Source organism: Streptomyces sp. cmx-18-6, assembly GCF_046548915.1.
Taxonomy (GTDB): Bacteria; Actinomycetota; Actinomycetes; order Streptomycetales; family Streptomycetaceae; genus Streptomyces.
Genome location: NZ_JAEBEP010000024.1, coordinates 22,873 through 46,269, shown reverse-complemented (window position 1 = coordinate 46,269; position 23,397 = coordinate 22,873). Strand labels below are relative to the sequence as shown.

At 67.4% G+C, this 23,397-nt stretch carries 16 protein-coding genes and 4 pseudogenes; 6 read left to right on the top strand and 14 right to left on the bottom strand.

Translation table 11 applies throughout. From position 1 onward, the window contains the following. Together ACLJPL_RS33380 and ACLJPL_RS33375 are read right to left on the bottom strand one after the other, a co-directional pair. A partial coding sequence (locus ACLJPL_RS33380; protein ID WP_411084699.1) for an ATP-dependent endonuclease occupies positions 1 to 754 on the bottom strand: 754 nt, incomplete at its 3' end. A gap of 29 nt (positions 755 to 783) precedes the next feature. Next, on the bottom strand, positions 784 to 1,935 hold the full coding sequence (locus tag ACLJPL_RS33375) for an ATP-dependent nuclease (protein ID WP_411084698.1): 1,152 nt from the start codon (positions 1,933 to 1,935) through the stop codon (positions 784 to 786). A 233-nt stretch (positions 1,936 to 2,168) separates the two neighbouring features. On the opposite strand from ACLJPL_RS33375, the pseudogene ACLJPL_RS33370 reads away from it, so the two are divergent. Continuing rightward, positions 2,169 to 2,707, top strand: a pseudogene (locus ACLJPL_RS33370) (helix-turn-helix domain-containing protein); the annotation flags it as partial. Here ACLJPL_RS33370 and ACLJPL_RS33365 read toward each other — a convergent pair. Then, on the bottom strand, positions 2,691 to 3,068 hold the full coding sequence (locus ACLJPL_RS33365) for a protein-L-isoaspartate O-methyltransferase family protein (RefSeq protein ID WP_411084700.1): 378 nt from the start codon (positions 3,066 to 3,068) through the stop codon (positions 2,691 to 2,693). The pseudogene ACLJPL_RS33370 and the gene ACLJPL_RS33365 sit on opposite strands and share 17 nt — an antisense overlap. A 533-nt stretch (positions 3,069 to 3,601) precedes the next feature. Here ACLJPL_RS33365 and ACLJPL_RS33360 point away from each other — a divergent pair. Beyond that, positions 3,602 to 4,390 (top strand): hypothetical protein, encoded by a 789-nt coding sequence (locus tag ACLJPL_RS33360; protein WP_411084697.1) that lies wholly within the window; start codon positions 3,602 to 3,604, stop codon positions 4,388 to 4,390. After that, the gene (locus ACLJPL_RS33355) at positions 4,387 to 4,959 is read left to right on the top strand and encodes a hypothetical protein (RefSeq protein ID WP_411084696.1); all 573 of its coding nucleotides are present in this window, start codon (positions 4,387 to 4,389) and stop codon (positions 4,957 to 4,959) included. The genes ACLJPL_RS33360 and ACLJPL_RS33355 overlap by 4 nt, the downstream gene beginning before the upstream one ends. A 227-nt stretch (positions 4,960 to 5,186) precedes the next feature. Here ACLJPL_RS33355 and ACLJPL_RS33350 read toward each other — a convergent pair. From ACLJPL_RS33350 to ACLJPL_RS33315, 8 genes and pseudogenes are all read right to left on the bottom strand, one after another. Continuing rightward, positions 5,187 to 5,723: pseudogene (locus tag ACLJPL_RS33350) on the bottom strand (tetratricopeptide repeat protein); the annotation flags it as partial. A gap of 339 nt (positions 5,724 to 6,062) precedes the next feature. Beyond that, positions 6,063 to 6,533, bottom strand: a pseudogene (locus ACLJPL_RS33345) (DUF4158 domain-containing protein); the annotation flags it as partial. A 265-nt stretch (positions 6,534 to 6,798) separates the two neighbouring features. After that, positions 6,799 to 7,941: an IS630 family transposase gene (locus tag ACLJPL_RS33340; protein ID WP_411084695.1), complete on the bottom strand. Its 1,143-nt coding sequence runs from the start codon at positions 7,939 to 7,941 to the stop codon at positions 6,799 to 6,801. A gap of 251 nt (positions 7,942 to 8,192) precedes the next feature. Beyond that, on the bottom strand, positions 8,193 to 8,846 hold the full coding sequence (locus ACLJPL_RS33335; RefSeq protein ID WP_411084694.1) for a hypothetical protein: 654 nt from the start codon (positions 8,844 to 8,846) through the stop codon (positions 8,193 to 8,195). Positions 8,847 to 8,890: 44 nt separating this feature from the next. Continuing rightward, a complete protein-coding gene (locus tag ACLJPL_RS33330) occupies positions 8,891 to 9,964 on the bottom strand; it encodes a MerR family transcriptional regulator (RefSeq protein WP_411084693.1) in 1,074 nt (357 codons plus the stop codon). A 196-nt stretch (positions 9,965 to 10,160) separates the two neighbouring features. Beyond that, positions 10,161 to 10,826 carry a hypothetical protein gene (locus ACLJPL_RS33325; protein WP_411084692.1) on the bottom strand — a complete coding sequence of 222 codons (666 nt, stop codon included), beginning with the start codon at positions 10,824 to 10,826 and terminating at the stop codon, positions 10,161 to 10,163. Next, positions 10,823 to 11,830 (bottom strand): hypothetical protein, encoded by a 1,008-nt coding sequence (locus ACLJPL_RS33320; protein ID WP_411084691.1) that lies wholly within the window; start codon positions 11,828 to 11,830, stop codon positions 10,823 to 10,825. Before ACLJPL_RS33320 ends, ACLJPL_RS33325 begins: the two co-directional genes overlap by 4 nt. 129 nt (positions 11,831 to 11,959) lie before the next feature. After that, complete coding sequence (locus tag ACLJPL_RS33315) at positions 11,960 to 12,946, bottom strand: hypothetical protein (protein WP_411084690.1); 987 nt, start codon at positions 12,944 to 12,946, stop codon at positions 11,960 to 11,962. 526 nt (positions 12,947 to 13,472) lie between these two features. Between ACLJPL_RS33315 and ACLJPL_RS33310 the strand changes: the two are divergent. Next, positions 13,473 to 14,754 (top strand): annotated as a pseudogene (locus tag ACLJPL_RS33310) (ATP-binding cassette domain-containing protein); the annotation flags it as partial. A 52-nt stretch (positions 14,755 to 14,806) separates the two neighbouring features. Here the strand turns inward: ACLJPL_RS33310 and ACLJPL_RS33305 are convergent. The 3 genes from ACLJPL_RS33305 to ACLJPL_RS33295 form a co-directional block, all read right to left on the bottom strand. Beyond that, the gene (locus ACLJPL_RS33305) at positions 14,807 to 16,384 is read right to left on the bottom strand and encodes a hypothetical protein (protein WP_411084689.1); all 1,578 of its coding nucleotides are present in this window, start codon (positions 16,382 to 16,384) and stop codon (positions 14,807 to 14,809) included. A 507-nt stretch (positions 16,385 to 16,891) separates the two neighbouring features. Beyond that, positions 16,892 to 17,476, bottom strand: a complete 585-nt coding sequence (locus ACLJPL_RS33300; protein WP_411084688.1) for a peptidase inhibitor family I36 protein — start codon at positions 17,474 to 17,476, stop codon at positions 16,892 to 16,894. Positions 17,477 to 17,504: 28 nt separating this feature from the next. Continuing rightward, positions 17,505 to 18,551, bottom strand: a complete 1,047-nt coding sequence (locus ACLJPL_RS33295; protein WP_411084687.1) for a helix-turn-helix domain-containing protein — start codon at positions 18,549 to 18,551, stop codon at positions 17,505 to 17,507. A 1,040-nt stretch (positions 18,552 to 19,591) separates the two neighbouring features. On the opposite strand from ACLJPL_RS33295, the gene ACLJPL_RS33290 reads away from it, so the two are divergent. Together ACLJPL_RS33290 and ACLJPL_RS33285 are read left to right on the top strand one after the other, a co-directional pair. Next, positions 19,592 to 21,142 (top strand): serine/threonine-protein kinase, encoded by a 1,551-nt coding sequence (locus ACLJPL_RS33290; protein WP_411084686.1) that lies wholly within the window; start codon positions 19,592 to 19,594, stop codon positions 21,140 to 21,142. A 618-nt stretch (positions 21,143 to 21,760) separates the two neighbouring features. After that, positions 21,761 to 23,359, top strand: coding sequence for an ISL3 family transposase (locus tag ACLJPL_RS33285; RefSeq protein WP_411084685.1), 1,599 nt, complete (start codon positions 21,761 to 21,763; stop codon positions 23,357 to 23,359). Positions 23,360 to 23,397: the final 38 nt, after the last annotated feature.

Genomic DNA, 23,397 nt, shown 5'->3' with positions numbered 1-23,397 from the left:
CCGCCCCAACCTGGCACCCTTCGGCAACAGCGGCTCCAGCACCGCCCACTGCTCGTCCGTGAGATCTCCCCGACCCATGAACCGTGATCATCCACAGCCCAAGATCCACTTTCGATACAGGCCCTAGCGGCGTCGAGGCGAGCAGCTGGGCGGCGAACTGTGCGGTGATCGGCTTGCTGACGTTATCCAGCTTGAGCGGACGGTAAATCTCCAGAGCGGCCTCTTCCAGGGACAGGCCCTGCCCTATCCACGCGTCGACGACCCGGTCGGCCCGTGCGGTGGCCTTCTCCGTCTTGTCGGCGTCCGGCCAGGACCGTGCTGCGACGGATGCCAACTTGACCGCGCGGTACATCAGCCTGGCCATGGTCCAGGACGTGACCGCGAGGTCGTACTCCAGCGTCCACCAGTCGGACACGAACGTCTTCACCGGCCCGTCGTCGCCGGTGGTGAGCTTCGTGACGTACGCGGAGATCTCCTCCTCCGTCATATCCGTCCAGCGCGCGAGCTTGCCCCTCATATCCTCGGGAGTGTCGGCGGGCACGAGATCACGGTCGCGGATACAGGCCACGCGGACCGGGATCTGCTCACCGTCGCGCTGGAAGACCCGGCTGTAACGGAACAGGCCGACGTGGCCGACGTTGACCACGCTGATCCCGTATTCGTTGAAGGGCATGCCCAGGGCGTCGGCGAGCGCGGGCAGGAAGATAGCCTCGGCGTCTCCCTCGACCATCGCCAGCCCCCGGGCGAAGAACATGTTCGCCTTGGTGACGTCCAGGAACCGGGTCAGGAACGCGTATCCCTCTCGGTCAGACGCGTCACACCGCGCCGCAGCGGAAACGTACGTCCCCGGGCGACCAGGGTCAGACACTCGACCGGCGTCGAGGAGGCGAGGTTGGGGCTGTGGGTGGTGAGGATGACCTGCACAGGCGCCCTGTCACCTTCCTGCGGCCCTTGCGCCTTGTCCCGCAGCAGGTCCATGATCCGGGTCTGCAGCTGAGGGTGGAGGTGCGCCTCGGGCTCCTCGATCAGCAGCAGAGGAGCCAATTCGTTCTTGCCCAGCAGGAGCAGCTCTGCGGCCATGAACAGGGCGTTGTTGTAACCGAGTCCGCGGCGCGTCCACTCGTCGGATGCGGTGAAAAGGTTCAGTTCCAGCCGCTCCAGTGCGCGGACCAGCGTCGCGTCCGTGGCAACGCTGATCTTGGCGCGCAGGACGTCGTCACCGATCGCGAACCGCTGCAGGTACGCCGAGTTGATGTCATCACTCACCTCCGCGACAGCCTTGTTGTCGCGGATATCGCACTCAGCTCGCCGCAGGATTCCCCTCAGGGTCGACGGGGGTTCATCAGCGGTCGGGTCGAAGTCGTCGACGTCCTGGTCCTTCATCGCCGGGTAGCCGGCGAGGATCTGGGACAGCCGTGACCCGCGGCCCGAGCGCAGTTCCGCCTCTGCATCGCGAAGGGGGCGCAGGTAGGTTGCGCGCAGGAGTTCGCGAGCAGCGCCGTCCAGGGCGGGGCCGTTGCCGTCCGGCCCGGTCCGGGTGGTGACCGAGACCCGGTTGCGCAGCGGATCCATCCGCTGAGCCTTGAACGTGACACACAACCAGGCGGAGCCGTCGCGGTCGTGGGTGAGCAGTTCCAGGAAGACCGCCTGCTCCTCGGTCGACAGGTCGGTGAAGGCGCACCCAATGGTGAAGGTTTCCGCCCTCCCGTCCTTCCTGAGGTGGAAGTCGTCCTGGGAGACCTGGTAGTAGTCCGCCGCCGCGGATTGCAGGCACAGCCGGATCGCGTCGACGATCGCCGTCTTCCCGCTGTCATTCTCCCCGACGGGCACATTCGTCCCGGCCGTGAACGAAAGGCTCAGCGCATCATCATGCTCGCCCTCGCCGTGCGCCGCGGGTCCGAAGACCCGGAAGTTCTCGACCCGCAGATGCGCCAAGTACACACAGTCCCCCGCCGACAGAGGCCGCGACACCCTCTTCTCCGGAAGGAGCCCCCGGGCGGCACGGCCCTTGATCGATAAATTCGGAATCCTACGCTCTTCGTGCTCCCCGCCCGGGGAGAATCCGGCAAACCGGTAGGCGCCAACACCGCGAGGGCAACTCCCCCCGGCGACGGCAACGGAGCGCTGAAGGCTGTTGCAGAACGCCTGTGTTAGGGCATTCCTCTTGTATGGGTGGGGTGTTGCGGGCTGAGCCTTTGTGGGTGGAGACGTTCACCGGCCTGCGGATGAGCCGTTCGAGAAGTTGGTGAAGGTAGAACGGGAGCGAGGTGGTCACGGGCCTGGCGGGGGCCGCCCGTGGTGCCTTTCGCTGGCGGACCGGGTCCTGCTGGTGGCCGTCTACTACCGCACCAACCTCACGATGCGGCAGCTAGCCCCACTCTTCGAAATCCCCCCGGCCACCGTCTGCCGGGTCATCCAGCGTCTGCGGCCGCTCCTGGCGGTCGAGCCGACGCAGCGGCCCTTCGCAGATGTCGAACGGTTGTGGATCGTGGACGGCACCCTCGTCCCGGTCCGCGACCGTACGGTCGCCGCGTCCTCCCGCAACTATCGGTTCTCAGCGAATGTGCAGGTCATCATCGATGCGGACAGCCGTCTGGTGATCGCCTCGGCCCGCCCCGTCCCTGGTAACAAGGCCGACGCCCACGCCTGGCGGGAATCGGACCTGCCCGCCATCGCGGACGGGACGACCGTCATCGCGGATGGCGCCACTGCCCGGCTGCCGCGCTTCGGCCTCCGGGTGCGAGGGCGCATGAAGGCGGGGTAGCCGGTGAATTTTCCCTCGGCGCGACCCTCGTGCACGTCGAGAACCGCGAACGAGTATGGGAAGAAGGAGCCGCCCCACGGGGGCTGACGATGCGGCCCGGTGGTGCCTGTTCGACCCAGGCGGAGGGGATCTCGTCGACGGCGTACGTGGCGATGATCCGCTGGTATGGGGCGCCTTCCGGCCACCCTTGGCAGCCGTCGCCCTCCACGATGCGTGGGGACAGGCCGACGGCCGCGTTGTTCTTCGCGGCCTGCTCGGCCAAGGCGGGGTCAACCTCAACGGAGACGACCCGGTCGGAGCCCAGACGTTGGGCGAGCCACGCCGCGTTCAGATCCTGCCTGTCGGCAGTGGCGGCCGGGGCTACTGGGAGCTTTCGGGTCGCCGAGATACGGAACGGGACGCAGTGCGCCCTGTGGACGGGAACGGGACTCGGGACGCAGGGCCAGCTGCCCGGTCTCCGGGTGGACGTGACGGCCTGGAGGCGGTCGGACGGCTGCGGTGCGACGGAGGCGGCGATGTTGGGCGGCAGCAGCAGACCGCTGGGGCCAGGCTTTGCCCGCCCGGAACCTGTGGACCTATAATGCCGTTCGATTCACGACGAATTGGCGACCAAAGGGATGCCGGCGGCCCTGCGGAGAGGAGATCCCGATGCCTCGGAGATCAGGTCCCGGTTGGCGTCTGGCCCTCTCACGACGGCGGGGCCGGCCGACCACGCAGGCCGCACGGCTCCGGAGGACACGGAACGAGACCAACACCGCGAGCCCGACTGGTCTCGTGGGGCGCCTGCTTCAGGCGCGGGGATGGCTCGCGGCACTTCTCGGGGGAGCGCTGGCGTTGATGATCACCGGCGGGATCATGGCACTCCCGGGCCAGCTCTTCAACGTCCCTTCACTCAAGGACGACATCCGCTCGGGCCCTGACGTCTCAGTGGCCGTGGTGAAGGCACAGCTTGAGGATGAGGGCATGAGCAGGGTCACCCGGAAGGACCACCGGCCGAGCACGTCGTTGCGGCAGTTCCTCTCCCGGCAGGGAGCGGCATCCTCGGCGGAGTTCGATCAGCGACTCCAGTCGGTCGGGGCAGTGAATCTGGAGCGTCTCACACTTCGGGTCGTCTTCACCGGCCACCGGAACCAGACGGTCAATATCGTCAACATCGAACCGGAGATCGTGGAGCGCGGTGCACCGTGGTCGGGAACGCTCTTCAGCGTCCCGTCTCAGGCCGGCAGTCCCACCATGAAGATGATGTTCGACCTGGACCGCCCTCGCCCGGCCGCCAGGAAGGCGAGGTTCGACGAGGAGGAGGGCCGGATCACACCGGGCGGCCCCTTCTTCGGCGAACAGACGATCACTCTCAAGGACACCGGGCAGCAAGTGGTCGTGGTGCGAGCCGTGACCGCCCGCCACTATGTGGCCTTCCGGCTCAAGGCCACCTACATGCTGGGCGACAGGACGAGGAGCATCACCATCGACGACCACGGGAAGCCCTTCCAGGTCACCGCCATCAGTGGCGGATCGGACCGGCTGAAGGACGCGAAGTACCACCGTGTGTTCGCGCTGGAGAGCAACTTCTCGCTCTGCCAGACCGTTCCTGTCACCACTTCGGCCTGCGATTATCAGGGTTCATGATCGCCCGCCGACTGCGGTGGCCGCTGGCCGTTCTAGTGGCGGTCATAGGCGTGGTCGCCCTGACGCTGTCGTATGAGGACGACACCGGGGTGACAGCGCCCCGCTCATCCGCATCCCGCGCATCGACGCCCGCACGTTGCACGGAGGCCAACCTGGACGGCCTCACGCCGATGGTGCCTGGCGGGGATCACAAGGAGTTGGTGCAGTTCTGGCGGGGCATCGTCGGCCCCACCTACCGGGCGGCCTGCACCGAGGACTACCGTCGCCTCGCTCGCCTGCTGGAGTTCGAGGGATCGCCCGAGTACTTCAGCACCGCGGCTTGCTCGGGCTGCACGTCCCTGGAGATCGTCGCCATGTGGCGCGACGAGTACGGGTTCCGGGGCACCGATCTCGCACGGCTACTGGAAGCCCGCCCCGTCCAGACCCAGGGTGGGCTGATGTTCCGGCGGGGGAACGCCGTGGCGTGGTTCGCCCGGGGAACCCACGAGACCGCAGGTCAGTGGACAAGCTTCTACCCTCGGTGTGATCTGGAGCCCGACTGTGCCACGTACGCCTCCGACACCCCCTGAGCTTGTCGTTCAACCGTTGATCCGCCCTTGGATCGCCTCGTGGGCAGGCACATCCTCTGGCACCGGATTCTCGCCCTCAGCCGGGTGACACAGTGCCGGGCGCGGCGGACGCGGCAGCTGATCGTGTCCGTACCGGGATGCATGCCTCCGGGGTCGATCCAAAGTGTGCTGGCCTGCCGCGTCAACGGCAGGCACGTCCGGTCAACGTCATGTGGCGGGCCCGGGGTTCACCTTGGCGTTGGCAGGCTGCTGTTGGGCAGCGTCGCCGTCGGGATGTGCTGGTGCAGCGCGTTGGCGTCGGCGTCCAGTCCCTTTTCGGTGTAGATCTGGGCGGCCTCCCTCCAGCAGGCGACGGCTTCGGTCGCGTGTCCGAGGTGATGGAGCGAGGTGCCGAGGATCGTCAGCGGCGTGGCGAGTGTTTCGTCGTGGGAGCCGATTGATGTGCGGCCGAGTTCGACCGCGCGCCGGGCGTGGGTGAGGGCTGCGTGATGGTCACCGGTGCCTTGCCAGCCTCTGGCGACGGTGGCGAGGGCGCATGCTTCGCCGTCGGTGTCGCCGATGGCGTGGCGCAGTCCTGCGCTGCGGGTGCCGTGCTCGATGGCCTGGTGGTGGTTGCCGAGGTCAGCGTGGAGGTCGGCGAGGTTGCCTTCTGCGACCGCTTCCCATCGTCCGGGGCCGAATCCGCGGCTGAGTGCGAGTGCGTCCTCGAAATGCCGGAGTGCTTCGGTGAGACGGTTCTGGCGGCGTGTGATCTGGCCGAGTTCGGTGCGTGCGGCGATCTGGAGGTGGATGTTGCCGGTGTCCTGGGCGAGTGAGGCTGCTCGGGTGAGGTCGGGTTCGGCTTCGGGGCGTCGCAGGTGGGCCCGTGCTTCGCCGCGGGCGAGCAGGACGTTGGCCTCGTGGTCAGGTGTGCCGGTCCGCCGTGCTGCTTGGAGGGCTGCGGTGGCGGTGGTGATGCGGTCCTCCCATGCGCCCGTGAGTACGAGGAAGCCGAGGGCGTCGATGAGCTGCACGGCGTGATGGTCGAGCCGGTGGTCGACGGCGTGGTGGAGCGCAGCGACGAGGTTGGTCCGCTCAGTGGTCAACCAGTTCCAGGCATGGTTCCGCTCCAGCGCGCGGGCGAACGCCGTGCCGGTGGTCCGCGTCGGCGGCCGGCGCAGCCGCTCCAGCTCCGAGAACCGCGATCCCTCCGGCGTCTTCAGCGTCGCCACCAGATCCCCGGGCAGCGCCGGGTCCGCGCGGCGGGCGGCGCCCGCGACCGTAGCGTGCAGGCGCTTCTCCGCGGCCTGCCGCGCCTCCGACACCTGCCGGGCCAGCACCGACACCCCAGGCAGCAGGACCCGGTGACGGCGCAACCAGCCCACCGCGTGGTCGAACAACGCCTTCGGACCCTCAGCGTGCGTCCACGCCCGCCCGTGCAGGAACGTACGGAACCGACGGCCCCATTCGGCGTCCTCGTAGGGGTGGTAGCCGTAGGCGTCCCGGATCTCCCACGCGTGGTCGTACAGCGTCTGGCGTCGCTCCTTGTACCGCTTGACCACGGACGGGTCCTCGATGCCGAGCTGCACGGCCAGGAGACTTCACCGGCACCCACCCGCCACGTCGAACTCCACCGACAAATCCAGCCATCCGCGAGATCGAGTTCATCCCGAAATGCGGCATCCCCGCTGTACTCTGCGACAAGCTCGTCGAGGCGACTCGAGTCCGACCGGATCCTTGCCCTGGCTACCTCGCTCACTCACTCAGAGGATCACCACCCGCATGGCGACAAGGTCCGATCTTCGGAACTGATCACAACTGTGACTTAGTGGTCGGCTCCGGAACTCCTTCGGGGGTTGATCAGGTAGCCGGGGCGATGGAGGATTCTTCGTGTCGGCCGGGTTGGTGTCGGTCGAGTCGGGCCAGCAGATCGTCCAGGTCGGAAGTGGTGAACTTCCACTGGAACGGCTGTGCCGTGGTGTTGTAGCGGTCTTCGAAGGCTCGGAGCCGTTTGCGTACTTGGTCGAGGTTCGTGAAGTCGTTGGGTGCCACGACCTTGCGCTGCACGATGGAGAAGAAGATCTCTATCTGGTTTAGCCAGGAGGCGTGGACGGGGGTGTGGACCATGACCGCGTTCGGGAACTTGGCGGCCAGGCGGTCGATGGATTTCTTCCCGCGGTGTGAGGACCCGTTGTCGACGATCCAGAACACGCGTTTCGCCCTGGCGTAGGGCTCGGCGGTCATGACCTGCTCGACCAGGTTCATGAACGGCACGATCCCGGTGGTCGGCTCGCAGCGGCCGAAGACCTCTGCTTCGTGGACGTCGTAGGCGGCCAGGTAGGCCAGCGCGCCGCCGCGCTTGTAGGTGTGATTGACGCGCATCGCTCTGGCTTGGCCGGGGGCCAAGGTCGGATGGCAACGACAGCGGGCCTGGACGGAGGTCTTCTCATCGGCGGAGATGACGTACTCGTCCGCGCCCAGCAGTTCGCCCTCGAAGGAACGGGCGTAAAGATCCAGGACCCGCTGGGCCTTGGGCCGGAAGTCGGGGTCGGTGATGAAGATCCAGGACTGGTACTGCCAGGGTTTGAGCGCGTCTTCGCGCAGCCAACGGCGCACCGTGGACGCGGAGACGGTCGTGGTGATGCCGCGCGCGGTGAGCTCGGCGGCCAGCTCAGGACACGACCAGCGGGAGAGCGGGATGCCGCTCTCGGCGGGGAGTTGGCAGGCCAGTGCCTTGGCCTCAGCGACCTGTACAGGTGTGAACCGGGCAGGGCGTCCGGACCGTTTGCGGTCGGCCAGGGCTGGTAGACCGCCATGGGCGAACCGGCCGCGCCAGGTCCGGACCGTGTCCACGTGCAGGTGGGTCTCGGCGGCGATCCTGGCATTACCGCGGCCACGGGCAGCAAGAAGGACGACTGAGGCACGTTGCCGGGCTTGATGTGGAGTCTTGTGGCCGTAAGTCATCTTCTTGAGCCGGTGGCGCTCGGCGGCGGTCAGCACCACCGCCACAGCGTCGCATCTGGACAAGTGCCGGTCTCCCTGGGGCCTGCGGCAGGCCGATGGGGCCGAGCGTTTTCGACTGTTCCTCCGTTCTTCCCTGCCACTTCACTGGATCTTGAAGGAGATAGGAAGAGCAGGCAGGGACCGGCACGCATGACGGCGGCCCATCGTGATCGTTGAAGGTTCGTCAGCACCGAGGCAGGCAGCCGGCTGCCTACGCGTGCGTCTCGTGTGTCACCGAGGATCGGGGGCGCTCACGCGGCGGACCGGACTTCGATCGCGTGGCTGAGTGCGGTCTGCTCCTCGTCGGGAAGGCGACGTTCGGCGTGGAGCATGCGCAGGGCGGTGGTGATGCGTTCGTCGTCCTCGGGTGTGCCGAGGCTGCCCATGTACGGAGGCAGCAGCAGACTCAGGGCTTCGAGGTCCGTGCGTGCGCAGAGCTGGGTGAGGAGTTCGCTGACCGGGTCCTCGTGCTGCTGTGGTGCGGGCCGGGTGGTGGCGCGCAGTCCTGCGGCGATGCGGTAGCGGAGCCATTGCTGGTGGGGGCCGGCCGGGACCGCGTCGATGTGCTTGGCCGCGGCCTCGAAGTGCTCGCGGGCCTGGTCGATCTGGCCCAGGTCCCGGTGGGCTCGGGCCATGTTGCCGTGAAGTGAGGCGTAGAAGCCGCGGACACGGTCGCCGCCGACCTTGCCGGCCCGGTTCAGGCATACCTGGTTCCAGTGCAGGGTCTCCTGCGGGGTCGGTTGGTGCCGGGCGAGGTAGTGCGCGGCGATGCAGGCGTCGTAGTCGTCCTCGGCTGTGTCCCAGGCTTGGAGGAACAGGTCCCGTGCTTGGGCGTCTCGCCCTTCGGTCTCGGCCTGCATGCCCTGCACGCACAGCTGCACGACGACGTTCTGGGGGTCGGTCACGGCTCTCCTTGGGGTGATGGGGGTGCGGTGTTGCGCGGACGGAGTCAGTTGGAGGTGTTGAGGGCCACCGGCATGACCAGCGTGGTGAAGCTGCCCTGGTCCGCGGAACGCACCACAACGGGACGGTCTGCGGCGGAGATCTCCAGCAGGACGTCGGGCCCGACGCTGGCTTCCAGGGCGGGAGCAAGGATGGCAGGGTCGAATCCGATCAACTGGGGCAGATCTTCGTGGCAGATCGCAGGCAGGGTGGCGGCATGGGATCGATCGGCCAGAGAGACGACCAGCTCGTCGCCGGCGAAGCTCACAGCGATCCGTGCGGCGTCGCCGCGGCTGTTGACCGCGTCGCGAAGGGCCAGGCGATCCACGATCACGCGGTATTCGGTCGAGGGCAGAGCCGAGAGCATCTCTCGGTAGGAAGGGAACTCGGCATCGACCGTCGCCAGGACGCGGGACTGTGTCGCACTGCGTGCTCGGGCGCCGTCCGGTCCGACCTGGAGGGTGACTTGGTGGACTCGCGCCGCCCATTGACCGAACTCGATCAGGTCAGCCGTGTGCATCAGCAGGTGGCAGGGTCCTCCATCGAGTGCCGCCGGCTTCAGGACGCGCATCGACAGGCGATAGCGATCGGTGGCTACCAGACGAACTTCGCCGTCATCGATCTCGATGAGGACGCAGTCAAGCGCAGGATGCTCCCCGTCGGAAGCTGCGGCCGGCACCACCTGGCGTACCGCACTGGCGAGCTCCACGCCGTCGATGCGCATTTCCGTCGAACTGCTTGCAGTCGAGAGGGATTGCAGAGCCACCGCGACGGCTGCCTTGGCGGTCTGCGTCTGGTCCCGCATTCTCTCCAAGTGCCGTTCCAGTACCTCTCGGCCCGCGTGTTCGGGCCCGTCGAGCACCACGGTGACTTCGGCCAGCGGCAGCCCCGCTTCGCGCAGGCCGCGCAGGAGCACGGCACGGGCCTCCTGCGCGGGGCTGTAGAAGCGGTATCCGGTCGCCCCATCGACCCTCGCCGGCCGCAGAACGTGGCTGTCGTCGTAGAAACGCAGGGCGCTCGGAGCGAGGCCGACTCGCCGCGCGAAGGCGCTGATGCTCAGTAGTTCCGTGCTGCCGTCCATGGACCCGATTGTTGACCTTCATCCAACTTGAAGGTCAACCCGCTCTTCGGCCGGGTTCCACGCCACCACCTGGCACGGGAGCTCCCTCAGCGTCAACCCCCGAAGGACTTCCAAACTCGACCACTTAGCGCTGTAATTTGGCCCCTGTGGCAACCCGAACGCTCAGCGGCGGGACCGAGGGCTCGGCCTTCGGGAGTCAGGTGCCGGCCAGGCCCCATGCATCGAGCCCGCCATAGATATGGGCCCTCAGGCAGTGGGGAGCGCTGAAGCCTGAGGCTTCGCCGCGGTAGATGGCGATGAGCGAGTCCTTGCCCCGCCACCAGGTGTCAGCGAGTCCCTGGACTTCGGGTACCGGCTCGAATCCGTCGAGGTTCAGGTCCTCAACAGCGCTGCCTTTGATCTTCGTGATGGTCTTGGCCCAGTAGCCCGCGTGGCTGGTCAGCGCCAGGGCTTCCACCCATCCCTCTGTGCTGACGTGCAGCGGCGTCCAGTGGTCAGCGTCGATCCCGAACTCACCTCCTGGCCCGATCATGAACCCGTGGGCCATGGAGACACGACAGCCACCGGCCGAGAACCGCCATCCGTTCGCGGCCGAGCCCTCCGGGGCATCGGCTTCCAGAACGCGCGGGCCGCCCTCGTACTCAGGGGCCGGGGGCAGGGCGAGACCGCCCCAGCGCTCCTGGAAGGCGACAGCCCGGTCGATCTCGGCATCTGGAATCCCTTGCTTGAGCCATGCCTCCCGGAAAAGCTTGAGGTCGCGGCTTGGAACACGCAGCCCGTGTCCCTCGACGAAGTAACGAGCTCGCCGGCTCAAGCCTTCAGGCGCCTGAGGGATCAGCGGCACTCGGGGGTCTGCCGTCACGGTTGCTGCCTCTCGTATGGAGAAGTTGGTGCGGCCGGGTGCGGCGGTGCCGAGGGCTGTGGAGCGCTGGACCAACGGACGGGGTCGCCGTCGGCGCCGCCGGTGAGCCAGGAACCGTCGCCCAGCGGCACCAGCTCGTACGGGTTGCTCGCCTCGACGGTGAACTCGCCGCTGAGGGTGCCCGTGCGTACGTCGACCAGGTGATAGCGGAACCACTCCTCCTCGTCCTGACTCTCACCGCCCAGGGTGACGATGGCCGTGTCCTCGGTCAGGTAGCCGCCGCTCCATTCCACGAAGGACTCCTCCGGGTCGTACCCGAAGGCTTCGAGAGGGAAGGTGAAGAGCACGTCCCCGTTGGGGTGGTCATGGAAGGCGACGTCCGCCTGCCCGTGGTCCACGGTCATGAACTGACGCCCGGACGGAGCCAGGTCGATCAGGCAGCGGTCCTGCCACGGGTACGTCACGAACTCCGGCTCGCTGTCCACCCCGACCGTGCCCCGGAGAATGACAGAGCCGTCCTGGCCCTCACCGATGTCGAGGTAGATGCTGCCGTCCACGGGATGCACGTGGTGGGAGGCGCCGTGCCCGACCGTCTCCAACTCGCAGCGGGCGAGAACCACACCGTTGTCGGCATCGTGCACGACCCACTGGTCCCCGCCCCCGCGGCCCGCCATCGCGTCCGGCCGGTAGACCCACACCGTCCGACCGTCCCGCGACAGCACACAGCCAGGCCGGTGGCCATGGCGTACGTCAGAGTGCGGTTCGAAGTCCGAGGCCCACATGAGGTCGCCGGCGCGCGTGAGGCAGACGACTCCGTTCAGCGTCGTGTACACGACCCGCTCCAAATCCTGCCGGACCACCGACGCTACAGCCTCCTCGCCATCCCGCGGCTGGAAAACCGCTGCGGGCTCCAGCGTCCCGTAGACGCCGGCGCCCACGACGTAGGCGTGGATCCGCCCGTCGCGGAGACGCGTGATGACCTTCGGTGGCGGCTCAGGAATCATCCGCTGAGGCTAACGCCCAGCTCAGGAACCTCATGAGCCGGGGCGGTGGGCGCCCGAGTCGGGTAGTCGGGCCGAGCACGGTAGTTGGCCCCACTGGACAATTCCGATGCACGACCACAGACCGGTTGCTCAGAACAAGGAGTCCCAGAGGGCCTCTTCCGGGTCAGGTTCTTCTGGGTGGAGCATGCAGCGTCTGCAGCGCAGGAGTCCTGGTTCGTTAGTGCCCGAGGCGGCGCTCATCCACGGCAGGGCCTCCATGGCGTGTGCGCGCTCGTTGTCGGCGAGGGTGTCGACGGCCCGGCGGAGCTCCTCCGGTGCGGATTGGTCGGTGAGGCAGAGCCAGCCGACCGCCGCCGACAGACGGGCTTCGGGGGCCTCCGCTCGATCGTGCCACCGTTCGCGCAGCCACCTGAAAGTCGGCGGGTGCGGGTGGGCCCGGGTGATCTCAGCGGCGGCCAGGAGCAGGGCGGCGCGGACCATGGCGTCGCCTTCGGTGGCGAATCCGTTGGCCAAGGCAGTCCGGATGGTGTGGGCGGGGTCGGCGGCGGTCGCCAGGACGTAGGCGGCGTCGACGCGGACGCTGGGGTCGGAGTCTCCAAGAAGGGGCAGGAGCACGGTGGTGGCGGTGGTGATCGCGGCTCGGGCGGCGGCCACCGACCAGCCGGCCGGGTAGCCGGTCACCTCGTAGCCGTAGTCGTCGTGGGTATCGGGGGCATGGTGCCGGGGATCGTTGCGGTGGAGGAGGAATTCCTCGCGAGAGGCGACACCGTGGTGCCTGGCACGGGCGGGGCCGGAGAGGACTGCGAGGGCGGCGGTGCGGTGTGGGTGGTGGGCGTTGATGGCGAGGGGAATGAGGAACGGCACGGCAAGGGCAGCGGCGGCCCGGCTGTCGTCGGCGCACAGGCCCCACAGCACACCCGTCGCGTCCACGACCGGTTCGCCGCCAGCGCGCAGGAGGGAAACCGCCTCCCGGACGTCGTACCCATGGGGGAAGTTGCCCCAGGGGACGGCATCCAAGTCCAAGGCATGTCGAGGCTCGGGCAGGATGCTGGCCACCGCCGCCCGCACGTCGAACGGACCCCCCGAGAACGAGGCCAGGTCCGCCCCGTCCGTCACTTTCCGACACATCTCGAACGTCGGATCGGTCCGCCAGTCCACGTCACACCCCAACCGTCGAATCCCCGGAACTTGATCATGGCTGGCCCGGCGGCCCACCGGAAGCCTCTCGGCGGTGATCCAGCGGCTCGTACGGGGCCACCCATCATGCAGAGGGGCCAGCCGGAATGCTCAAGGGCCACCTACCGAGTTCAGTCACAGGTAGGCACAGGTTAGCTGCAACACTCGAGGGCCAACGAGAGCGCCAGGTCTCAACAACGCAGCGCTACCGAAGCAAGATCCGCCAACTGCTGCGCTCGTCCGCCAAGTAAAAATCTCGGTCGCAGTGCCGTTTCCACGGTTCCCCGAACGCTCTATCCCGGGACTTCAGGACCGACCGAAAGACCTGTGTTCGATATCGGGGCTGTGTCGTTGAGCCTCGCGAACCAGCCGTGACTGACGACCGACAGGGGGCTCGACTTGACCTCGGGCAGCACAGCCGAGCACGGACGAAGCGGAGGGCACTCCGCCAGACAGCGGCAGCAAAGCGCAGGAGGAGGAGTTCCAGTACCGGGACGAGTCCCGGCTCCAGGCCGGCGCGCAGATGACCACGACCACGATGGCGCGGCGCCTGCCCGTGCTGGTGCGCCGGTCGCTGCGGATGGCGTGGCAGGTGGACCCGTGGCGCGACGGCCGGGCCGCTCGCGTGCCAGATCGCCACCGGAGGGCTCGCCGCGCTGGGCCTGTTCGCCGTGACCGGGACCCTCACCGTGCTGATCGCCTCCGGCGACATCACCGAGCGGCTGCGGGAGGCGGCGCCGCAGCTGGTCGTCATCGCGGCCGCCGCAGGGCTGCGTGCCCTGCTGGGGGTTACGGTGACCTGGCTGACCGGGCGGCTGCGGCCGGTGCTCGCCCGGGCCGCGGAAGTCAGCATGGTCGAAGCGGCGCTCGGCGCGGAGGCCGCGGCGAACAACCAGCCGGGCTACAACGACCAGTACGACATCGCCGACCGCGGCACCCAGGTCACCCCCGACCTCGTGGAGGAAGCCCAGGACGTGCTGGCCGCAACGGCCACCCTCGCCGCCGGCGCAACCGTCCTCACCGTGATCCACCCGTGCTGCTGCCGCTGCTCCTGGTGGCGTGCCTGCCGCAGGCCGCCGCGTACGTACGCGCTGCTCGCGTGGTGTACCTTGCGGGCCTGGAGACGTCGGTGCGCCAGCGGATGCTGCACAAGCTGCGCTGGCACATGTCCTACATGGAGTCCAGCGAGGAGATGCGGGCCTGCCTGGCCGGTCCGTTCCTCCTGGGCCATTACCGGCGGCTGGCCGCGTCCATCAACGTCTCCGAGCGGGAGGCCGCGAACACGGGGGCGTGGATGGGCTTGGCCGGGGCGGCGGCCGGCGGGGTTGCCTCGGCGGCGGTCTGGGCGACTCTGCTGCGGCTGCTGGTCTCCGGCCGGATGGACCTGGCGGCGGGTGGCGGCGCGGTCTTCGCCCTGCAGACGGCGACCGGCTCGGTGCGGGGCATCATCAACGGAGGCGCGCGGCTGGTACGTGCAGGACTGGCAGAACTTCATCGACAACGCGCACGGGCAGGCGATGGTGGCCTCCCGTGGTTCGGAGGTGCTATCGGCGGCTCCGGAGCGGTTCGAGGTCCGTGACGTCACCTACCGGTACGACGGTGCGGACAAGGACAGCCTGTCCGGGGTGTCGCTGACGGTACGGCGCGGGGAGATCGTGGCGCTGGTCGGGGAGAACGGGTCGGGGAAGACGACGCTGTCCCGGCTGATCTGCGGGCTGCTGCTGCCGACCTCCGGGGAAGTGGCCTGGGACCTGCGGGCAGCCCTGCAGGGTCGACGGCAGGGCTGCCACAGTGCGCCGGTCAGGTGGTGGGGAGTGCGGCGGTGAAGGCGGTGGGGACGTTGACGACATCGCCGAAGCTGTACTTTCCGGGTCCGAAGTCGTCCTGGGTCAGGCCCTTCTTGCCGCCGCCCGCGACCACGAGCCATACGGTCGGGTCACCGGGTGAGAGAAGCAGGGTCCCCGGATCCGGGGCGCCCCGGCCGGCCGCGGCAGCGAGCCAGGCACCCGGGGCCCGCTCCAGCGTCTTCTGGTCGTAGCCCAGACCCGTGTAGTCCGCGAACGACAGCGCAACCGCTGTTCCGCCGGCCATGACGAAGACCGTGGCACTGGCGCCCGACACGTCCTTGACGACCGTCTTGTTCACGAGCGGCCGCGCCACCTGGGCCCGCAGCCACGTCCCCGGAACACCCATCAGCGTCTGCTTGTCATATCCGTTGGCCGTCCACTCGGGCCACGAGATCGGCAGCGCCGAACCGTTCACCATCACATACCGGCTCGGATCCGTACCCACCTGATCCATCACGACCAAACCATTGGACAAGGTCTTCGCCGTGGCGGACTTCAGCCATCCGCCGGGGACGCCCATGAGCATCTGCTTGTCGTAGCCGTTGGCCGTCCACTCGGCGCCGGAGATCGGGAGCGCCGCACCATCGACCATCACGTACCGGCTGGGATCCTTGCCGGACTGGTTCATCACGATGAGGCCCGTGGGCAGGCTGTTACCGATGATCTTGTTCAGCCAGGAGGTCGGGACACCCATGTCGGGGCGTTGGTCGTAGCCGTCGGCAGACCATTCCGCTCCGGAGATCGGCAGAGCAGCACCGTCCACCACGACGTAGCGGCTGGAGCCACCCGCCCGGTCGTGCACCACGGTCCCGCTCGGCGGCGCAGCAGGCAGTGAGTTGAACGCCGCGTCGGTCAGCACGACGATCTTGCTGAGGTCGTATCCGCCCGGGCCGACGTCGGCGCTCGCGACAGGCAGCCCGGCACCGGAGATGATCACCTTCACCGTCGGCCCGTTCGGAGCCTTGACCAGAGTGCCGCTGGGCAGCGCGGTGGGGTCGGGGCTGATGTCGTCGACGATCTTCTTGTAGCGAAGTGCCTTGTAGTCGGAGTTGGGGTGTCCGTCGAAGCGGGCCGCGTTGATGGATACGCCGGTGGCATGTCTCACCGGGGTGGTGCCGAACGAATAGTAGGAGAAGGTGGTGCGCGCCTCGTTGTCCCATTTCTCGAACAGGATCACGTGGTCGTAATAGCTGTTGAGGACGTCACCGGGCCGGAGTTCGCTGCGCGCGATAGGAGTGGTCGCGGAGTCGGCGAGTGCTCTGGTGTCTGCACTGAAACCCAGGTGCCAGGCCATCGAGACGTATCCGGAACAGTCCGTCCGGTACGCGCGGCCGCTGGAGTCCCTGTACGTGGCCCCCTGGTTGTAGGGGATGTCCGCGCGTCTGTCGTACCAGTATCTGGCCCGTTCGAGCACTTCCGAGCGGGTGATAGGGCCAGCCACCACAGAGGTGGCCGCCGCCTCAGCGGCGGTGGCCGTGTACGCCGTAGTGGAAACGGAGCCCGCCAGCGCGGCAACCATCACGAGTGCCACGGAGATGAATCTCCGACGTATAGCAGAAAGCACTGTCGCACTCCTGAATGAGGATGTGGATGTGATCAGCAGTGTGCGGAAGTACCGGCGGGCGCTGCCGGTGCGGAAGTGAAGCGAAGTCGCTGTCGCACGCGATGTGCAGGCGGAGGCGCGGAGCAGAGTCCGAGTTCTGTTTCCTGACTGCATTCGGCGTTCCGGGAAGTCGAACCCGAAGGCGCCCTGCCGCGCGCATACCTTATTCATGCGCCGGTAGGCCGGAATGAGCCGTATGCGATCAGATCTTTTCATGATGAGCAAGGAAGCGGCACCACCTTCAGCACAGACCCGGAATGTGCGACGAACTGGCCCGCGAATGGAAAGTGCAATGAGGAGCCTGTCTCAGCTACTCCCCAGTCGTGGGCGCTCTTTCGGGGTCCGGCGGGCAGAACTCGTCCGCGGCAGGAGCCTGCCCGCTGCGCTCGCATTGCTCGACATTTCCCCACCTCGGGACATGAAGGGGCTGGAGTGCTAGCAGGGGCTGAGGTACCAGACCCACCTCCAGTCCGCGGAGGCGTCCTCGCTGTAGCCGCCCGGCGAGGTCCAGCGCAGAACCTTGTCCTCGCTGTAGAACTTCGCGTACAGGGTGGACTTCTGGGCGTTCCTCCAGGATCCGGTCGTGTTCCAGGTGATGCGGTTGAGTGTGCCGCAGGTGAAGAAGTTCAGCTGGGTCCCGGTGAAGTTCTCCCCCTTGTACGCGCACACGTAGGTGCTGGGGCAGTTGCCGGCGGCCTGTGCCCCGCCCTTCGTGCCGAGGTCGCGGGCGTACTTCTCTCCCGGCAGTGCGAGTGTCAGGTCTCCGCCGGGCAGCTTGATCCTGTTGGCGGACACCTGCTTCCCGCCCCACTTGGCCAGGTTGGCGTCGATCTCGGCCTGCAGGGCCCTGGCCTCCGCGCCGCTCAGCCCGGCCTCCCGGGCCTGGCCCGAGAAGCCCGGCCGGGCGTCCGCGGCGGCCGAGCTCACGGTGGCCACGCACGCGGCCATCGCCATCAGCAGCGCGACCACCACCCGCCCCACTCCGGTGGATCCGTTGGTCCGCTGGCCGGTCCGAGTCACTGGGTTTCCCCTCCGTTTGACGTTCCCCTCAAGGGGATCCATCCCACTGTGGGGTGCGGGCGCCGCCCGGGTCGTTAGCGCTGAGCGCAGGGATCCTGTGCAGGGAGTGCATGGCGCCTCGCCGCTCCCCGGGCGTCATCCCGTACGCGGCACGGAACATCCGGCTGAACGCCGCCCCGTTCCCCAGCCCCCACCGGGCCCCGATGTCCTGGATCGACAGCCCCCGGAGCCGCGGCTCGGCCAGATCCGTGAAACAGCGCGCCAGCCGCTGCCGCCGCACGGAAGCGGCCACCGTCTCCTTCCGCTGCCGGAAAAGCTGATGCAGCAGCCGTACGGAGATATGGTGCCGCGCGGCGATGGCGCCGGGCGTGAGCGCCGGGTCGGCCAGGTTGTCCCGTATGAAGACGTCGATACGGGCCAGCAGCAGCCCGTGCCGCGCCTCCGGGGACAGGAACTCCTGTGCGTCGAGCCGTTGGGCGAGAAACCCGGCGGCCAGGTCCAGCCCCGTCTCGCCGAGCCGCGCCAGGCTCAGCTCGTCCAGCACCGCCGCCTGCCCCACCAGCGAGCCGAGGAAGTCGGCGAGTACCTTCCCGACCCCGGCCCGGGCGGACAGGCCGTGGGCGAGCAGGGAGTCGACCCGGGCCTCGGGCAGCGGCACCAGCGCACGCGGCAGATGCAGGATCAACGCCCTTGACGCCCCGATCACCGGCCCGCTCATCGCCTGACCGCTGTACGGCCGGGACGACGTCCACATGCTGAGGTCACCGGCCGCGAGCCGGGTCGTATGACGATCCTGCTCGACCCCCATCGACCCGCCGAGGATCAAGGTCAGTTCGTACGTCTCGGGGTCGGCCCGCCGGATGAGCTCCGCCGTGCGTTCCGACCGCAGACCGGGGAACGACATCTTCGTCAGCTGAATCCGCCCGAGGTCGAGCGAGCCCACGCTCCCCACGAAGTCGGACGCGAAATCGCTGGTGATGCGGGTCGGGGCGACCCCCTGCCCGACGAGCTGCCGCCACCAGTCGAAACGCTGGTCGCCCGGCAACAGCAGCGTGTCGAACTCCGCGAACGCCATCGAATCCCCCACCCGAGCGGCACGTGATCACACCGCTCAGAGTGGCCATCGGACCTGAGACGCGCAATCGTGCCTCGGCGGTACGGCAGAGGGCGAGGCCGGAAACAGTCCCCGTACGGCCCTCCGGTACCGCTCCCCACCCGCGCGGTCGCCTGGTGCGCCGCGTGCAGGCGCTTCCGGGCGCGTGCACTGATCCTTCGTCAGCTCCAGGTTCATGGCCGCCAGGTTCTCCGACTGGGGCCCCGGATCCGCATGTTCTGACGCGGGCCTTGCCGGAGGCGCTGGAAGGGGACCGCGGGAGGGCTCGGAGTGAGGATCTCGGCGGCCACGCGGCACACCCGGGCGGCGCGGAGTAAGTGACGAGCAATGAACCGACCAGCCGCAGAGGCCGAGACCACCAGGCCACCGGACCTCGGCACCGTCAGCAGCACGTCGACCCCGCCCTGTCCCGCCGCGTCGAGCTTTCACCCCGCAGCATCATCGAAGCCGGGATCGACGCTCTCGTTCAACCCCTGCGCCGGTCCATGGACACCTTCGACTACGGACAGGACGACGAGAAAGCGAGGTCGCCGTCCGCACGATCTCGCCGACCGGCACCTGGACCTGCCCCGACAAGGCGGCAGACTACCGATACGCCTACATCTACTGGCACACCATCGCCAACCTGACCGCCGTCCTCGCGACCTCTACACCACCGTCCACGGTGCAGACCACGAGACCTCGGCATGACGTTCGCCGCTCAGGTACCCCGCACGCAACGTCCATGGACCGAACACCTAGAGCGAGCGGTGGCATGGACGGCTTCCAGGCCGCAGTTTTTGGGCGAGGCTGAGGTGCGGTCGTGCGGGAGTGAGGCGGTCATCAGAGCCTGGATGCGGGCGTATCCGAGATGCCGTAGCAGGCGTCGGCGGCCCTGCGGGGCGGGCTGTTGAGGACGGCCGAGGGCTGCCCTTCTTCTTCGGTTCTCTCCCCTCGTACACCTGACGTAGTCGATTGCGGCCTGCGATGATCGGCGGGAACCGGAAGAAGGAGGACTGAAGGTGCAGCCCCTGCGCATCGAGGACCCTCAGTGGGCTGGTGCCTTTCGGCTCCTGGCGAGGCTGGGCAGTGGCGGCATGGGCGAGGTCTTTCTCGCTCGTTCGCCGCAGGGTGAGATGGCAGCGGTCAAGTTGATCAGTGCTCAGTATGCCGACAACACGGAATACCGGCGTCGGTTTCGGAGGGAAGTGGCTGCCACACGAACGGTGACCAGCCGGTGGACGGCCCCTGTCCTTGACGCCGATGTCGACTCCTCCCGACCATGGGTGGCCATGGGTTTCATCGAAGGCGTGACGCTAGGAGAAGCGGTGACGAAGGTGGGCGGGGCCCTTCCTGACAACGCTGTGCTGCAACTGGCCAACGGCCTTGCCGGGGCGCTCAACAGCATTCACCGCACCGGATTGGTTCACCGTGACCTCAAGCCCTCCAACGTGATGTTGACCTCAGATGGTCCGATGGTCATTGACTTCGGCATCGTTCGGACGGCCGACGCGAGTGTACTCACTCGTATCGGCGGGCTGATGGGAACGGTGGACTATATGTCGCCGGAGCAGGCGAGGGGGCGTGAGGCAGGTCCGGCCAGTGATGTATTTAGCCTCGGTTGCGTTCTTGCATTCGCCGCGACCGGCAGGCCGCCGTTCGGTAGAGCTGCGGACTTGGGCGTACCGGCGGTACTGATGAGGATTGTCTCCCACGAATACGACTTGGGCAGAGTTTCCCCGGATGTTTTACCCCTCATCACCGCGTGCCTGGCCCAGCCAGCATCTGACCGGCCGAGCCCCGCCCAGATCATGGAGGCTGCCGCGGTACGGTCCGCTGTAGCTTCGGCGCGCAATGGCGACTGGCTTCCCCAAGTGCTAGCTGATGCTGTCGCCCAACAAGCCGAAGCTGTGGCCGCTCTAGACTCCACACGTAGACGAAACGTTGTTCCCCCAACACCGACGGTCGTGCGCACGGGCAACGCGGCAGCAGAAACCGAGCTGGCTGCCACCCGGCGGCTCGGCCCAAGGCATGCCTGGCAACTACCACCCGCCACCCCGCCGGAACCACAGAAAAATCGGTTGGCCAAGGTCACAGCTAGTCTTCTAGCTGCGATTCTGGCCGGCCTTGTCGCAGCCACTGTAGGGGTCGTGCTCCCCATGTTCCACGGCCCCGATGACAAGCCCGGCGACAAGAATGAAGCAACACCCACACCCGAGCTGGGCGAAGTGCCCGACAGCCTCCTCGGCGAGTGGGAAAGTCCCGTCCCGTCCCGCCCCAATGGTCGGGTCTTTTACATATCCATTGCCCAAGGCTGGGCCTCGCAATTCGATGAGTCAGCTCCGGAGGAGGTGGTCGTCAGTACTGGCGGGCAGTGGGGCCCGACCTGTGGCCATGGTTACCTGACGTCAGCAGGTGAAAGTGGGATCCGATTCGATTTCGTCAGATTCAAGGAAGCGAACAAAATATGCGGTAGCGCCGGAGAACAAACAATCACCCTCGTAGATCCGAACCATATTGAATACCGAACTGAGGGATGGACTGTACGGCTGGCTCGTGTGCGCGGCACGTAAACGAGACCGCGCGAGAATTCGACAGATCGAATTTGACAGGACGTGAGTGGAGACTCAATTGGACGAGTCGAACGACAAATTGACGGCAAGTCGCTGGGATAACTATGTCTCTATTCGGAGCCCACAAGGAAGACCGGTTGTAAGTTCCGATTTGGCTTGTCGCTTGGGACCGCGATGACCAGCGAATTTACGGGAGCGTCCAGCCGACTTGACAGCGGATCTGTCCGGCCGATCTGTCGTTTCCGGCACGTCGGGCCGATGAACGGGAGAGTGAGACCGGCGAACCGTCCAACCAATTGTCAGCGACGGCGCGGAAGAGGGACCACGGCACAGATTCCGGTGTGTCGGCTTCCGACCAGGGGCAGCCTGCCGAAGAGGCAGGACACCCGGGCGATGCCGGGGCCGACCTCCGGAGACAGGAGCCGCTAATAGCGGCTTCAAACCGACAAGTTGCCGACAGAATTCTCGGACAACGACAATTGGCTTCGTTCATCCTCAGAGGTTCTGGCTCGCTTTTCGTGAGGCGTGCACGGTGAGTGACCGCTGACGCTCGGGCGAGCCGCTGGAAACTTGCCCGAAAATAGTCACCGGCGACCTTGGTGCTGACAGTTCGGCGTCATGGAGGAAACGACGCTGTGGCTGAAGGAACTGTTGTTCCCGTCGATCGCGGACGTGACAGTGCTGTCGGCAGACATGAACAACGAAGCGATACGCATCGAGGTCCGTGTGACAACGATCGGCTCAGAATGTCCGGACTGCGGCAGTTGGTCGAGCCGGGTGCACAGCTCCTACCTGCGGTTCCCAGCCGACGTGCCTACTGCGGGGCGGCGGGTGGTCGTCTGTCTGCACGTCCGTCGGTTCTTCTGCCCGGATACTTCATGCGGACGGCTGACGTTTGTCGAGCAGGTGCTGGGGCTGACCCGACGGCACAGTCGGCGGAGCGAGCGCCTGCGTCAGGTGTTGGCCGCGGTTGGCCTCGCGCTCGCAGGCCGGGCCGGAGCACGGATGGCCAGGGTCTTCGGAGTGCCCGTCAGCCGCAGTACTGTGCTGCGGCTGGTCGCCGCACTGCCCGAGCCGCAACCTCCGGCCCCGCGGGTGGTCGGCGTCGACGAGTACGCCACGCGAAAGTGCCGCGTCTATGGCACGGTGCTGGTCGACGTCGAGACCCGACGACCCCTGGACCTTCTGCCTGATCGTGAAGCATCCAGCCTGGCCAGGTGGCTCGCCGAGCGGCCCGGCATCGAGGTCGTCTGCCGGGATCGAGCTCCCTTCTTCGCGGAGGGCACCACGGCCGGGGCGCCCCAAGCGGTCCAGGTCGCCGACAGGTGGCATCTGTGGAACAACCTCGGCGAGGCCACCGAGCGCGCCATTGCCCGCCACCGCCAGTGCTTACGCGTCCTGGTTCCCGAGCCTGTCGGTCAGAGGACCAAGGAGTCCCCCGAGGAGACACCGGACTCGCCGTGGCAGAGCCAGCGGTTCGCCAATCGCATCCGGGCCAGGCACTCCACCGTCCACGCGATGCTGGAAGCCGGCCACAGCCGCCGCGCGATCGGCCGCCAGCTCCACATGACCCACCGCACCGTCAAAAGCCTTGCCGACGCCGCGAGACCCGAAGACCTCTTCCGCGGCCAGTGGCAGTACAACCGGACCTCCGCCCTCGACGAGTACAAGCCCTACCTCGACGAGCGCTGGGACGAAGGCTGCACCAACGCCTGGAAGCTCTGGGAGGAGATAGTCCCACTCGGCTACCAGGGCAGCTATGGCATCGTCAGCGCCTACCTCAGGAAGAAACGCACCTCACCCCGTACGGTTACCGCGCAGCCACCAGCACCTCGGGCGGTGACCCGATGGATTCTCAGCCGCCCGGAAACTCTCACCGAGCTCGAACAGCTAAGGCTCAAGGCCGTATTGGCCGAGTGCCCCGAGCTCAATGCGCTCGCCGGTCACGTGCGGTCCTTCGCCCGGATGCTCACCGAGCGCCAAGGCGAACGGCTCCCGCAGTGGCTCGACGCCGTCCGCCAGGACGACCTGCCCAGTCTCCACAGCCTCGCCGCTGGCATCGACCGAGACCGCGCCGCTGTCATCGCCGGCCTCACCCTGACCTGGAGTTCCGGTGTTGTCGAAGGACACGTCAACCGAATCAAGATGCTCAAGCGCCAGATGTTCGGCCGGGCCGGCTTCGATCTCCTCCGTAAGCGTGTCCTGCTCTACACATAGGGCCACGTCCCGAGTCGCCAGAGGTACTGGCAGACGAG